Genomic DNA, 13,789 nt, shown 5'->3' on the forward strand with positions numbered 1-13,789 from the left:
TTTTTTGTTGTAAAATATCAGTCATATTTGGTATGGTTGGTTAAAGATTATTTTAAATTTATGGTGATGTCTAAGGCAATCTTAGAGTTACTTTATCATCTTGGATCTTGTAGGATATATTTCTGCTATATGACAGCCCCTTCAATACATTTTCCAAACTTTCATTTTCAAATACCCCATTGAGGCTCCATTGACTTGGTATTTTTCCTTCTATCTCCACATTTACTCCATACCATCTTTCGAGCTTTTCCACAAACTCCCCTATTCCAGACTCACTGAACACCAGTTTGCCTAGCTTCCAACCAAACTCTTGGTCATAGTCAAAACCTGTTCTATGCGCCTCTTCAAAATCCCTACTGACGACAAGTTTTTCACCCGGCTTAAGAAAATATGGTTTCGTGGGCTTCTCCAACTGGCTCGGATGAACAGACACTAGACCACGTTCCAGTGCCACACTGACATGGGAATAGCCATCATAAGCCTTTACATTGAAAGATGTCCCGTGCACATGGACATACAGCTCGCCGGATCTAACCAAAAATGGACTGACAGAATCAGCCGCCACATCAAAATATGCCTCACCAGAAAGAAATACTTCCCTAAAATCCTCTGAGAAATTCTTGGGAAACCTGATAGTACTTCCTGAATTGAGAATCACCTTGGAGTTATCAGGTAAATAAAAGGTGGATTTCTGCCCAAAAGGATTGGTTCTTGAAAGGTACTCCACCTCAGGAGTCTCTTTTGTAATGCCAATCCCAGGCAGACAATCCAAAAAGTAGCAAAAGGAAATCCCAATAAGCAAAACTGCTGCGATAGACTTATAGATCAATGGCATAATGGAATGATTGCCTAATCCCAAGGTTTTTCCCTTGTGAATTTTGCTGGTCTTACCTGCAAGGATGTTTTCCAGAATAACGGCCTTTCTATCCTGACTTGACTCGGATTCTGCATACCTGATATTCTCCAGAATGCTTTTAGCTTTGTGAAAAGCTTCCTCATGCAGCTTATGGTTTTGTAACCAATTCTCCCAAAAACGGTCACTTTCATCATCGGGAGTTTTTACCCATTTCACAAAGTACCTGTTGGACAAAAAATATTCGGTATTAAATTCTGTATTTTTCAAGTTTATCTATCTTTTACACCATAGACAAACAACTTTACCAAATGACATCAGTTTTGAGAAAAAAAAAATTCAACGAATATGTCTTTTACCTACGTACAACCCGGTGGTTTTCTAAAAATAGTATTGGGAACTATCGAAAAAAAAATCCTCTTCAGGAAAAATCAAAATATGTCTTTCAGTTTGTTAATTACTTTATAAACAATATTTCGGGCACTTTTGACCTGCCCAAAACCCATCAATTGCTGGATTTCCTCATAACTCATTCCCTTGTAAAAATAATAATAGACCACCTCACGCTGCTTATCCTTTAGGCCTTCGAGCGCAATATCCAATCTTTCCAATATTTCCTTTTGCCTTTGATCCATGATGATCAACGATTCATGTGATGGCACTACATCGAAATTCCCAGCAGCAGCATATTCCAATCGCTTCCCTTTATTCGCTTTCAGCCAATTAAAAATCCTCCTTTTGAGCGCCTGAAACAAAAACGATCTTATTGAATTCCTCAATTGAGGCTGTTTGGCTCTTTTTTTACGCACATCGATAAACATGTCTTGGATACAATCCTCAACTACATCCAAAGGAGCAAACTGGCTTCCGAATCCGCAAAGTTCCTGAAAGTACATTTCATAGATATACACAAATGCAGACTCATCTCCACATTTGAACCTTTCCCATAGGAGGCTGTCATCAATTTTGTCCCATCGATATGATTTTTGATCTAAACTGGAACCTTCATTATATTTTTCATTTACTTTCGATATAACTACACCAATCATATAATATTTGTTTATATTGATGATTCAAAATATTTTCAAAAGTTAATGAAATTTTATATATAACAAAATTTTAATAATAAAGATATTGAAAATAAAAAAAATTTCAACACGAAACAAATGACGGAATGCACATCTCCAGCAAAGCCCTATACTAATCTCCAGAAACTATAATTGTAAAATTCGATACTTGTACATCTGCTTGCTTACCAGAAGCCATTTAAACAATGTATTCATACTATTTTCAGGGTAATTGGACTACTCCATGCGCACACAAGTGTGAACCGTCGACACTTGTCCGTGGCGCAGTTGACAATTATCCGCAGGATTTCACATGTATAATCTAACTAGGGTCTGCTGGAAAAGCCAGGTTTGCGTAAGACACGAGTTGGCGAAGTGAAGCTGTATAAATATACTGCGAACTGAAGCCAAGGAAGTAGTCCCGATAGCGAAGGGTATCGGAATGAAATATTAAGGCATATATTAACTTCACTTGAGTAAATTCAAAACCTTCGAAACAGCAGGGTTCCTATTCCCCTTCTTCCATACTGCAAAAAGCTCCGTTTTCTGACGGATATTCAACAACTCAATAAAATTTACTTTCAGATCATAGCCTTCTTTGAGTGAAGTCGGGACAATCGCCACTCCCAAACCTGCCTCTACCAACTTAAATATAGTCAGTGCATGGACAGACTTGTGTGTGATTTTGGGCGAAAAACCCTGGTCTTCGCAAATAGACATGATCTTATCAAAATAGATCGAAGAATAGTCGTGGGAAAAAAGTATAAAATCATCTTCTTTAAGCTGCCCCACATTCTTGAACCCTCCACCTGACAAAGGATGTCCCAATGGCAATACAACAGAAAAAGAATCTATATGTACAACTTGCATTTGCAATGGATCTGGAACCCTTGCAAGCCGAACAAACCCCAAGTCCAACCTATCCTTTTCCAGCATTTCTACCTGATTGGCATTGCTCAATTCCTCCAATGTAGTTTGGATTCCGGGAAAATGCCTAGAGATTTTCACCAAAAAATCAGGCAAAACAGTATGGGCTGCCGAACCCAAAAAGCCAATCCTCAATTCTCCAACATTGCCTTTGGCTATTTCTTTCAGCTGTGTTTTGGTCAATTCTAGGTGGTTGAAGATAAAATCCGCCTCTGATTTGAGGTATTCGCCAGCCGCTGTCAGTTCTACACGTCTTTTGGTTCTTTCAAAAAGCTGTACCCCTAGGATTTCTTCCATCTGTTTGATCTGCCGACTAAGGCCTGGCTGGGAAATAAACAGACGTTCTGCTGCCCGTCCAAAATTCAGCTCTTCTGCTACAGCACGGAAATATTCAAGATGTCGGAGTTCTATATTCAAAGCTTTAATATTTTAGCCACAAAGTCGCCAAGGCACTAAGAAAGTTTATTATCTACTACTCTTTTACTGTATAACCTTCGTGACTTTTCGGCTTCGTGGCAGACTACTTTATTCGCATTTAATTCCGATAACGTCTAATCCCCTTCTTTATCAAAGGAACATTAAAATTTATCAAATATCCCAATTTTAAACGAGTCAACCTCAAATGGCTGATAATTTGCGCCTCCCAAACTGGATTTACTTGCTCAACAGCTTTAATTTCAATTATTATCTTATCTTCTATCAACAAATCCAACCTCAATCCTTCATCAAATTTAATTCCATCATAAACTATTGGAATGGTTATTTGCCTTTTTACATCCAAACCTGACTTTCTCAATTCATGAGCTAGACAAACTTCATAAACTTTTTCCAAAAGACCAGGCCCCAAATTTTTATGTACCTTAAAAGAAGAATTCACGATCAACTTACCAATTCTCTCTTCATCAAAACTTAAATCTCCAAAACTCATCTGTATAAATTTAAATTAGTAAAACCACAATTTAAGAATCAAGTTTGATAGACTCAAATCATGTTTTGAAATTAAACGCTTAAATCAATTAATTACTACAGGTTATTTATTTATACTAAAATTGGTATTTATAATTATGAATAAGAAGAACTATTTTTGAGTTGAATTGCAACGAAGGTATAATAATATTAAAATTATCATATAGTCTTCATGGCAAAACAAAACCTTAAACAACTATGGTGTTTTGGTTAAAAAATACAATTGCATTACAAACCACCTAATAAAAATCTTTGTGCCTTCGCGCCTTTGTGGCAAAAATCTTAAAAAAATGAAAAACACTTTCCAATACGGCCAAGAACATCTCACTGCTTCCAGTGCACTTAGCATTGCCAGAGGTGAAACCCAAGGGATCCTAACTGATGAAACCAGGGAGAAAATTAGAACCAGTGCTTCTGCGGTAGAAAAAATAGTTGCCAATGGCAAACCTGTCTATGGGATCAATACTGGCTTCGGGCCACTTTGTACGACCATGATTTCCCCTGACCAAACCCGTAAACTGCAAGAGAACATCCTAAAAAGCCATGCAGTAGGTGTTGGCGAGCCAATACCAATAGATATATCAAAAGTAATGTTGACTCTCAAAATCCATGCATTGGCCAAAGGTTTCTCGGGGATTCAGGAAGCTACTTTGGACAGGATGATTTGGCATATAGAAAATGATGCCATTCCAGTAGTCCCAAAACAGGGTTCTGTTGGTGCATCAGGTGATTTGGCACCTTTATCACACCTATTTCTACCCCTGATTGGATTAGGGAAAGTCCATTTCAAGGGAGAAATCATTGCTACAGAGAATTTATATAAACTTCATCAGCTTACCCCTATTCCCTTGGGGCCAAAAGAAGGTTTGGCACTGATTAATGGAACGCAATTTATTGCAGCTTTTGGGGTCAAGGTATTGGAAAGATTTTACAATATTCTTGCCCACGCAGATATCACAGGCTCTATGATGCTGGAAGGGCTTTTGGGTTCAACAAAACCGTTTTCTTCCGAACTCCATCAACTCCGCCCATATGCAGGCAACCAACATGTAGCCCAAACCATCCTCAACCTGCTCCACGAATCAGAAATAGTCCATTCACATGCCGCATGCGCACGTGTGCAAGATCCATATTCGCTAAGATGCATGCCGCAAGTCCATGGTGCTTCCCGAAATGCATGGCTACACCTTAAAAACATGTTGGAAACAGAAATCAACTCGGTGACAGACAACCCTGTTGTCTTCAATGAAAACCATACAATAAGTGGAGGAAATTTCCATGGACAGCCCATAGCAATGCCTCTGGATTATGCCTGTTTGGCAGCTTCGGAGATCGGAAATATCTCTGATAGAAGGATCTACCTCTCCTTGGAAGGGGACACACCGGGAGTTCCCAAACTACTACTGAAAGAAACGGGATTGAATTCAGGTTTTATGATCCCCCAATACACCACAGCGGCTTTGGCAAGTGAAAACAAGGGACTTTGCTTTCCTTCTTCAGCTGATAGCATTCCTACATCACTTGGTCAGGAAGACCATGTAAGTATGGGGTCTATTGGGGCAAGAAAAGCCTTGCAAGTGATCGAAAATGTAGAAAAGATTCTCGGTGTAGAACTCTTCTGTGCTGCCCAAGCTGTCGACTTCCATGCCCCATTGAAGTCTGGCAAGATCATGACAGCCCTTTATGAGCATGTGCGGACAAAAATCAAGCATGTCACGGAAGATCAGATCATGTACGAAGACATGGAGACCGCTATCTCTATCATTCAAAGTGGTGAATTGCTTACCTTAGCCAGAGAAGTCGCTGACAAAGAAGGATTACAGCTTGAGACAGATTGGTCGAAGGAGTTTGATAGGCTTTAAAGAGAAAGCGAGAAGCTAGAGATGAGAGGCTAGAGATGAAGCAAGAGAGACGAGAAGTGACAGACAGAGAAACGAGAGACAAGAGGCGAGAAATGAGAGGAGATCAACCACGAAGTGCCTGCCTGCTGCAGGCAGGGTTAAACTTTGATTAACCCCGGGTTACAACCCGGGGAATAATGATGATATAGGAAACAACAACCCCAAAGCGGGTTGAACTCCTCAAATTGAAACAAAATAGTGTCAACTATTTTCATGACGTGATACACAAATTAAAAAAGTTAAAGCAAAAGGTTGCAAATAAATTGAGCAGTGTTTCTTTCAGGAGTTCTCTCTATCTTAATTTGTCTTTGCGAGCAAAAACTTAAATTTATTGCCTATTTCCCCTTAACAACAAGCAGGTTAGTGGCAAAAACATTATAGAAAAACAATATGCAAACCATCAAATACACATTCATCGGACCTATCCGCCAAGCCCTCACCATGGCAAGACTTCCTCAGAAAGGAGCATTGAAAGATGAGCAGCTGCATGTCATCCAAGAAGCTGGTATTTTGATTAAGAATGAAGAAATCTATGAAATAGGACCATATTGGGATCTCTACCCTGAAGCACAGTCTATAGGGGCTGAAATGGTCAATCTAAAAGGTGACTTTGTAGCACTTCCGGGTTTCATTGATTGTCACACCCATATTTGCTTTGGGGGTAGCAGATCCAAAGATTACGCCATGCGCAACGCTGGTGTATCTTATCTTGAAATTGCAAAAGCAGGCGGTGGAATCTGGGACACAGTGACCCAAACCCGCAAAGCCAGCCTAGAAAAATTAGCACAACTGACAGTCAAGAGAGCAAATAGACATCTAAAGGACGGAATCACCACCATTGAAGTCAAAAGTGGCTATGGATTATCTGTGGAAGATGAACTCAAAATGCTAAGAGCAATCAAACTGGCCAATGAAAACACAACTGCTGACTTGATCCCCACCTGCTTGGCCGCCCATATTCCACCAAAGGATTTCCAAGGCACGCTGAGGGATTACCTTAAAAAAATTGCTGAAGAAGTTTTTTCCATCCTCAAAGAAGAAGGATTGGCCAATCGCATTGATGCTTTTATTGAGGACACAGCCTTTGCCCCTGAAGATATCAATTCCTATTTTCAAAAGGCAAAGGAAATTGGCTTTGACATCACTGTACATGCAGACCAGTTTCACACTGGAGGCTCTCAGGTAGCTGTTGATTTTGATGCCATTTCTGCTGATCATTTGGAAGCAAGTGGAGACAAGGAAATAGAATTATTGGCAAATTCGGACACCATTTCTGTAGCACTTCCAGGCGCCTCTATGGGATTGGGGGTCGCTTATACACCTGCCAGAAAATTGCTGGATGCAGGAGCTTCCCTAGCAATTGCCTCTGACTGGAATCCCGGTTCAGCTCCCATGGGAGACTTGCTGATGCAGGCATCTGTTCTGGGTACTTTCGAAAAACTCAGCAATGCAGAAGTGTTGGCTGGAATCACCTGTAGAGCCGCCGCTGCCCTTAATCTTGCAGACCGGGGCACACTGGAAATAGGCAAACTTGCTGATCTTATATTTTTCCCAACTGATGATTACCGGGAGATTACATATCAGCAGGGGAAGTTGAAACCATCCATAGTATATAAGAATGGAAGATTGGTTTAGATATTAATCGATATTGGATATTGATCGATATTGGATATTGGTGGATATTGAGTTTTCCCTAAAGAACACGCGTTCAGTTAAAAATTCAGAGAGTATGTATTTATAAAACCATACAATATCGTACGTCTAATATCAATCAATTTCGGGAAGCCAATATCTATAACATATCCAAAAATATCGCGAAGCTAATATCAACTCGTAAGCATCCTAAGACTTCCAATAAAAATACCCAAACTAAAGAACATGAATTTCCAAGAACAAATCCTCCAAGGCATCCCTTCTACCCTACCTTCCAAAAAGAGCCTAGATCCTAATTTTTCACACGCTCCAAAGCGAAAGGATATATTGACTGTGGAAGAGAAAAAATTGGCGGTCAAAAACGCACTCCGCTATTTCCCCAAAGCTTGGCATGCGGAACTGGCGAAGGAATTTTTTGAAGAATTACAAGAATATGGAAGGATCTACATGTACCGATTCATGCCGGATTACGACATGTATGCCCGTTCGATTTCGGAATATCCTGCCAAATCCCAGCAGGCAGCAGCCATCATGCTGATGATCCAAAACAACTTGGATCCAGCTGTAGCGCAACATCCACAAGAATTGATTACCTATGGGGGCAATGGGGCTGTATTTCAAAACTGGGCGCAATACCTGCTGACCATGATGTACCTGGCCGAAATGACCGAAGAGCAAACCCTCCACATGTATTCAGGACACCCTATGGGACTTTTTCCATCTTCCAAAGATGCCCCCAGAGTGATCGTGACCAATGGCATGATGATCCCCAACTATTCCAAACCTGATGATTGGGAAAAGTACAATGCACTCGGCGTCACCCAATATGGACAAATGACAGCTGGCTCCTATATGTACATTGGACCACAGGGAATCGTCCATGGCACCACCATCACTGTGATGAATGCATTTAGAAAAAAACTGGGGGCTGAGGTTAATCCTAAAGGCAAAGTATTTCTTACAGCTGGTTTGGGTGGCATGTCGGGTGCTCAGCCCAAAGCGGGAAATATTGCAGGCTGTATTACCATCTGTGCAGAAGTAAACCCCAAGGCTGCCCGCAAGAGACACGAACAAGGCTGGGTAGATGAATTGATAGAGGATTTGGATGTTTTGATTCATAGAGTCAGAAAGGCGCAAGAAAACCTAGAGGTGGTTTCTATTGCTTTTATAGGAAATGTGGTTGATGTCTGGGAAAAATTTGACGAAGAAAATATCACCGTGGAACTCGGTTCTGACCAAACTTCATTGCACAACCCTCTAGCTGGAGGGTACTATCCTGTTGGTTTGAGCTTCGAGGAATCCAATGAAATGATGGCCAATGACCCCGATCAATTTAAAATCAAAGTGCAAGAATCTCTGCGAAGACAAGCTACTTCGATCAATAGACATGTGGCAAAAGGGACCTACTTTTTCGACTATGGAAATGCTTTTTTATTGGAAGCTTCCCGTGCAGGGGCAGAAGTGATGGCTGAAAATGGAATTGATTTTAGATATCCATCTTATGTTCAGGATATTTTAGGACCAATGTGTTTTGATTATGGTTTTGGACCATTCAGATGGGTCTGCACATCCGGTAAAGCCGAAGACTTGGAAAAAACAGACCAAATAGCCCTTAAAGTGATGGAAGAAATCAAAGCAACAGCTCCATTAGAAATCCAACAACAGATGCAGGACAATATCCGCTGGATAGAAGAAGCAGGCAAAAACAAGCTCGTCGTTGGTTCTCAGGCACGGATTCTCTATGCAGATGCTGAGGGTAGAATAAAAATCGCCCAAGCTTTCAATCAAGCTGTTCGATCAGGTGAATTATCCGCTCCAGTTGTACTTGGTAGAGACCATCATGATGTCAGCGGAACAGATTCCCCTTACCGTGAGACAAGCAATATTTATGACGGCAGTAAATATACTGCCGACATGGCCATCCATAATGTGATTGGAGACAGTTTCCGTGGGGCCACTTGGGTATCTATCCACAATGGAGGTGGAGTAGGCTGGGGAGAAGTCATCAACGGAGGGTTCGGATTGCTACTCGACGGAACCCAAGAAGCAGACAGAAAGCTCCACTCCATGCTTTTCTACGATGTCAACAATGGTATTTCCCGAAGGGCATGGGCTAGAAATGACGAAGCATTGTTTGCCATCAAACGAGAGATGGAAAGAACACCTGGATTGAGAGTAACAATCCCCGAAATTGTAGATGATGGGCTTTTGGATTTCTGAGGTTGAACTTCAAAATGAATTTGGAAATAACCATATAGGAAGTTAAAGGTATGACATCCTTTAACTTCCTATATGGGAAATAAGGCATCGGTTATTTACCGGACTCAATTTCATTTTTCACCTCCACCTTCTTTACCCAAGTATTGATAAATCCCTTTGGAAGTTCCAATACCACTTTTAAATTTTCAAACTCATATGACTCCAAGTCAAATTCGGCAGATCCTTTGCCAATTTCCACTTCTCCCAAATAGTGGTAATGATCTGTATTTCCGTGTCGGAATTGATTGCTGGAAGTAAGCCAAACGATGGCATTTTGCTGGTTTTGATAACCCTTCCAAGTTAATTTGAGTTTTTCATCCACAATGCTACCACGCAGATCAGAAGCATACACTTCTCCCAGCATCGATACACCATCTAATTCCATAGCTTTATTTTTTGCTATAGGAATAGCAAGATATTCGGCGATTGTTGGCAAAACATCAACGATTCCCGGGTTGTTGTCAAAATGCACGTTGAATTTATAGTTACTCGCTATCCAAATTTCCCGTTCCTCATCTGACTGGCCGCCATGGTGAAAACCTCCCTCCCCTCTTCCATGGTCTGTGGTGATGATGATCAACCAATCTTCATTATCATATTGTATTCTTTTCTGAATTGATTGCCACAACAGGCCAATTTGATGATCCGCCTCTCTCGTTGCTTTGTCCATTTCATCACCAAATCCATATCGATGTCCCACATCATCAGTATATTGTAGATAAACCCATGTAAGATCGGGACCATATACAGAAATGTCATTTGCGGCTTTTTTGCTGACAATGGAATCTATGTCTCTGATATACGAACTTAAAGGATCATGGGTAAAGGCAATGGTGTCCAATTCCAACCCATCAAAATGAAAATCCAGCCCCAAAAACCCGGTTTCTGGAAGATTTTCTCCAAGTAATTTGGTTCGGTTATCCTGCCAAGTCGAGTATATTGCAGTTTTTTTGCAAGGATAAGCTTCCTTAAAAAACCGGAATATAGACCAATAATTATAATTCGGTTGCCTAATACTGTTGCCGCGAACATTATGTTTATTGACCCAGGTTCCTGTTAGCAGACTGTTATACCCAACGGCAGAAATAGTCGGTGTTTCCGAATGCCCCCCTTTGACGCCTCCCACATAGGCTCTCGAATACCCGCCTTTTTCTGAAATCTTATCCAAATTTGGAGTAGGGTTATTCTCAATAACCTCAGCCGGAATCCCGTCTAATATAACGAACAAAACCTTCTTTTGCCTGTTTTGGGCATACAAATCAATGCTGGAACCTACTGAGAATAATACAAAAAGAAATATAATATGTTGTTTCATTTTTTTGCGTTCAGTTTAAATTTAGTCAAGACAAAGCCATGATCGGAAGGAAAATCGATGGTATCTCCCCTGAAAATAAGCTCGTTGTTGTAATCTGCTTTATGGATTTCGGAATCAATTGCCTGAATAGACTTTCCTTTGTACAGAATGTAATCTATCCGGTGATCATCCTTGATTCCCGGCATTCCCCAAGAAATCCCAGGGTGGGTTTGGGCATTGGGATGGATCTGTCGAAAACCATCTATAAACCCAGCTTTTTCGAATTCTGCCAAAGTCCACCAAGAGACTGTTTTACCCTGGTGCAAATCCTGGGTATCCTCTCCCCAGTCCCTATAGGACCAAATATTGAAATCCCCTCCCAATATGACTGGGATATCGTCAGATTCTTTCAGGAATGGGGTTAGGTTTTGCAAGATTGTTTGGACTTCTTCCTGTCTACCCCCTGATATTTCCCATTCGACCAATTCATTTGGGGACATATCCAGCGTCTCAGGTTCATCATGCCAAGGTTGGAAGTTTAGCCACAGATCAAACAACCTTATTTTCCCAAACCGATCCACATCTACCTCTATTCCACCGATATTGAAGTGATTGTAAAAATCAATCCTCCGCCCAAAAGGATATTTGCTCAAGATAGAAAGATTGGTACCGGGGTCATCGACCGCAGTTCCTTCTGGAGCTATCAGATGAAAATGCATCCCAAGGGAATCAGCTATTCTCATCCCTGAACCGTATGTTTCGACCAACAATACGATGTCGGGGTCAGCTATCTGAATAGTCTTTATCACATCTGGAACACCGTCCCTTTCAATCAGACGGCTACTCCCCCCTTCCCAAATATTCCAAACCATTACTGATAGCTCTATATCATTCGGCTTTTCCTGACATGATACTAACAAGGTCAAAATGAAGCTGGCAACAAATGCTGATTTCATAAATAATCTGATTCAATCAAAAACACGAAAACAATAAATATCATGAAGTTTCACCCTTCCAGAGCTGTAAGTCTCTGGAAAGGTGAATAACCTATACAACCCCACCTATTCCCAACCAAAAATCTGTACTAGATTGGGGTTGAGTGTGACATGCTGGATTGGGATAGGCCTGTAATAATATTTTGGTTCTATAAACTGTCTTGGGTTAGTTTCGGTTACCAATGTGCCACCATTTACCCCATTTCTCATGTATACGGTAACATTATCACCTACAGACCCAGCTCTATAATACATCAGTCTTACCCCCAATTCGTTTGTCTCTTTTTCAGGATCTTGAGGGATAACACTGTCTTTATCTATCAGGATGATATCCTCTATCCCATCACCTGTCATATCATATTTTCCCAAACCTGAAAAATACATGCCCTCGGGAATTTTTTCCAGAAGTTTCCCTGCATGCCATCTCATCAGGTCGTCATATCGATATCCTTCAAGGGCAAATTCCACACGTCTTTCCCTCCTGATCTCCAAGATCACACCGCGGTTTGCTCCAGCCAGATTCGGGTATTTTGATTGGAGAAAAGGATCGGGGTTGCTATTGGCTTCACTTAAAACCAGATCCGGCAATCCTACCCTTCTCCTTAGCAAGTTGACACTTGCATCCAAATCATCTTGGGTTAGATGCCCTAGCTCAGCCAAGGCCTCAGCATATGTCAAGAGAACCTCTGCATATCTGTACACTGGAAAATCCACGCTTCCAATAGCAACATTATCTATCGTATTGCTATATCCTTTCAGTTGATAATATCCGGTAAAATTCCTGTTTAGTTGGGGAATGTACGGACCGGGATTAGGAACCCTTACCCATCCAGGGTACACCATTGTCTGCTTCAGTCTTGGGTCCCTTTCTTCAAATTCCTGCACATAACCAAAGGAATCGTACCCTGGGTTATCTGTGAATCTGGAACCATCCTTCATCAAATATGTCTGAATCAAATCTCTCGTAGGGGATTGTTCAAAGCTTCCAAATACCGTATTATTTATGTTACTGTTTCGGTCTTTGTTGATATCGTAAGGGTTATAAAGTATTACCTCTTGGTTACTCGCAAGGTTAAGACTTGTGAACAATCTGGAATAATCCATTTCAGGATTTCCTGAATTATGGATCTGGAACTTACCAGTATCCATAACTTTTTTTGCTGTTTTTGCCGCCAAATCCAATATAGCCCCTGCTGTATGCTCCAGATTGAGCTCGGGGTGATATTTTCTATAAGTCCCCTCATATAAGGCAACCCTTGCATAAAAGCTGGTCACAGCCCATTTGCCTGGAGTTCCGGATGGAACCGCTTCCCTAACATGGGTTGCAGCAAAATCCAAATCCTCAAAGACTTTTTCCATAACCAATTCCCTTGGGTCTCTGGCTTTATATAGTTCTTCGTCTTTGGGGTATAGTGTTTTATCATACCAAGGTACATCGGAGAAACGCTTGACCATTCCAAAATAAAACATGGCCCGGTAATACCTTGCAAGCCCCTCAAAATGATTCAAGGCTTCTGCCGTTCCATTTGCTTTTCGGAAGTTATCAAGAAAGTAGTTGATATTCCTCAGTCTTCCCCAGCCCCAACCCCCTGTGATATTTTGGGAGTTTGGTGTACCTGTCATCATGGTTTTGACTTCTATGGCTCCTGTGGTAGCCAGATTGTCACTGCTCTGGTCAGCCTGATACTGTCCAGGACCTGGGAGAGACAAAAGTCCATTGATATAAAGTTCCAAATCTGCCTCTGACTTGAAGAATTCTTCAGGGGAAATAGAAGTCTGGGGATATTTGTTCAGGAAATCTTCATTGCAAGCTCCCAGCCCCAAAACTATTGATATGATTATTATGATATGTTTTTTCATGATCGGAATCGTTG

The 13,789-nt window shown here is 41.1% G+C and carries 10 protein-coding genes; 3 read left to right on the plus strand and 7 right to left on the minus strand.

Going from position 1 to position 13,789, the window contains the following annotated elements; genetic code table 11:
* Positions 1-70: 70 nt before the first annotated feature.
* The 4 genes from ACFSKL_RS17510 to ACFSKL_RS17525 all read right to left on the minus strand — a co-directional run bounded on the left by ACFSKL_RS17510 (position 71) and on the right by ACFSKL_RS17525 (position 3,775).
* Positions 71-1,123 (minus strand): FecR family protein, encoded by a 1,053-nt coding sequence (locus ACFSKL_RS17510; protein ID WP_376887775.1) that lies wholly within the window; start codon positions 1,121-1,123, stop codon positions 71-73.
* 161 nt (positions 1,124-1,284) lie between these two features.
* Entirely contained in the window at positions 1,285-1,902 is a 618-nt protein-coding gene (locus ACFSKL_RS17515; protein ID WP_376887778.1) for an RNA polymerase sigma factor, read from the minus strand.
* Positions 1,903-2,388: 486 nt separating this feature from the next.
* The gene (locus ACFSKL_RS17520) at positions 2,389-3,264 is read right to left on the minus strand and encodes a LysR family transcriptional regulator (RefSeq protein ID WP_376887780.1); all 876 of its coding nucleotides are present in this window, start codon (positions 3,262-3,264) and stop codon (positions 2,389-2,391) included.
* 118 nt (positions 3,265-3,382) lie between these two features.
* Positions 3,383-3,775 (minus strand): GxxExxY protein, encoded by a 393-nt coding sequence (locus ACFSKL_RS17525; protein ID WP_376887782.1) that lies wholly within the window; start codon positions 3,773-3,775, stop codon positions 3,383-3,385.
* A 328-nt stretch (positions 3,776-4,103) separates the two neighbouring features.
* On the opposite strand from ACFSKL_RS17525, the gene hutH reads away from it, so the two are divergent.
* The 3 genes from hutH (at position 4,104) to ACFSKL_RS17540 (ending at position 9,587) form a co-directional block, all read left to right on the plus strand.
* On the plus strand, positions 4,104-5,675 hold the full coding sequence (gene hutH, locus ACFSKL_RS17530; protein ID WP_376887785.1) for a histidine ammonia-lyase: 1,572 nt from the start codon (positions 4,104-4,106) through the stop codon (positions 5,673-5,675).
* 429 nt (positions 5,676-6,104) lie between these two features.
* Positions 6,105-7,349, plus strand: coding sequence for an imidazolonepropionase (hutI, locus tag ACFSKL_RS17535; protein WP_376887788.1), 1,245 nt, complete (start codon positions 6,105-6,107; stop codon positions 7,347-7,349).
* Positions 7,350-7,592: 243 nt separating this feature from the next.
* Positions 7,593-9,587: a urocanate hydratase gene (locus ACFSKL_RS17540; protein ID WP_376887790.1), complete on the plus strand. Its 1,995-nt coding sequence runs from the start codon at positions 7,593-7,595 to the stop codon at positions 9,585-9,587.
* Positions 9,588-9,678: 91 nt separating this feature from the next.
* On the opposite strand, the gene ACFSKL_RS17545 is transcribed toward ACFSKL_RS17540, so the two are convergent.
* The 3 genes from ACFSKL_RS17545 to ACFSKL_RS17555 form a co-directional block, all read right to left on the minus strand.
* Positions 9,679-10,941: an alkaline phosphatase family protein gene (locus ACFSKL_RS17545; protein WP_376887792.1), complete on the minus strand. Its 1,263-nt coding sequence runs from the start codon at positions 10,939-10,941 to the stop codon at positions 9,679-9,681.
* Positions 10,938-11,876: an endonuclease/exonuclease/phosphatase family protein gene (locus tag ACFSKL_RS17550; protein ID WP_376887794.1), complete on the minus strand. Its 939-nt coding sequence runs from the start codon at positions 11,874-11,876 to the stop codon at positions 10,938-10,940. The genes ACFSKL_RS17545 and ACFSKL_RS17550 overlap by 4 nt, the downstream gene beginning before the upstream one ends.
* A gap of 105 nt (positions 11,877-11,981) precedes the next feature.
* A complete protein-coding gene (locus tag ACFSKL_RS17555; protein ID WP_376887796.1) occupies positions 11,982-13,775 on the minus strand; it encodes a RagB/SusD family nutrient uptake outer membrane protein in 1,794 nt (597 codons plus the stop codon).
* Positions 13,776-13,789: the final 14 nt, after the last annotated feature.

It is taken from the genome of Belliella marina (assembly GCF_042682445.1).
In the GTDB taxonomy this organism is placed as follows: domain Bacteria; phylum Bacteroidota; class Bacteroidia; order Cytophagales; family Cyclobacteriaceae; genus Belliella; species Belliella marina.

Excerpts from the sequence above, each read along its gene's own strand:
- ACFSKL_RS17515 (WP_376887778.1), bottom strand. The coding sequence starts at position 1,902 with ATGATTGGTGTAGTTATATCGAAAGTAAATGAAAAATATAATGAAGGT.
- ACFSKL_RS17525 (WP_376887782.1), bottom strand. The coding sequence starts at position 3,775 with ATGAGTTTTGGAGATTTAAGTTTTGATGAAGAGAGAATTGGTAAGTTG.
- hutH (WP_376887785.1), top strand. The coding sequence starts at position 4,104 with ATGAAAAACACTTTCCAATACGGCCAAGAACATCTCACTGCTTCCAGT.
- hutI (WP_376887788.1), top strand. The coding sequence starts at position 6,105 with ATGCAAACCATCAAATACACATTCATCGGACCTATCCGCCAAGCCCTC.
- ACFSKL_RS17540 (WP_376887790.1), top strand. The coding sequence starts at position 7,593 with ATGAATTTCCAAGAACAAATCCTCCAAGGCATCCCTTCTACCCTACCT.
- ACFSKL_RS17545 (WP_376887792.1), bottom strand. The coding sequence starts at position 10,941 with ATGAAACAACATATTATATTTCTTTTTGTATTATTCTCAGTAGGTTCC.
- ACFSKL_RS17550 (WP_376887794.1), bottom strand. The coding sequence starts at position 11,876 with ATGAAATCAGCATTTGTTGCCAGCTTCATTTTGACCTTGTTAGTATCA.
- ACFSKL_RS17555 (WP_376887796.1), bottom strand. The coding sequence starts at position 13,775 with ATGAAAAAACATATCATAATAATCATATCAATAGTTTTGGGGCTGGGA.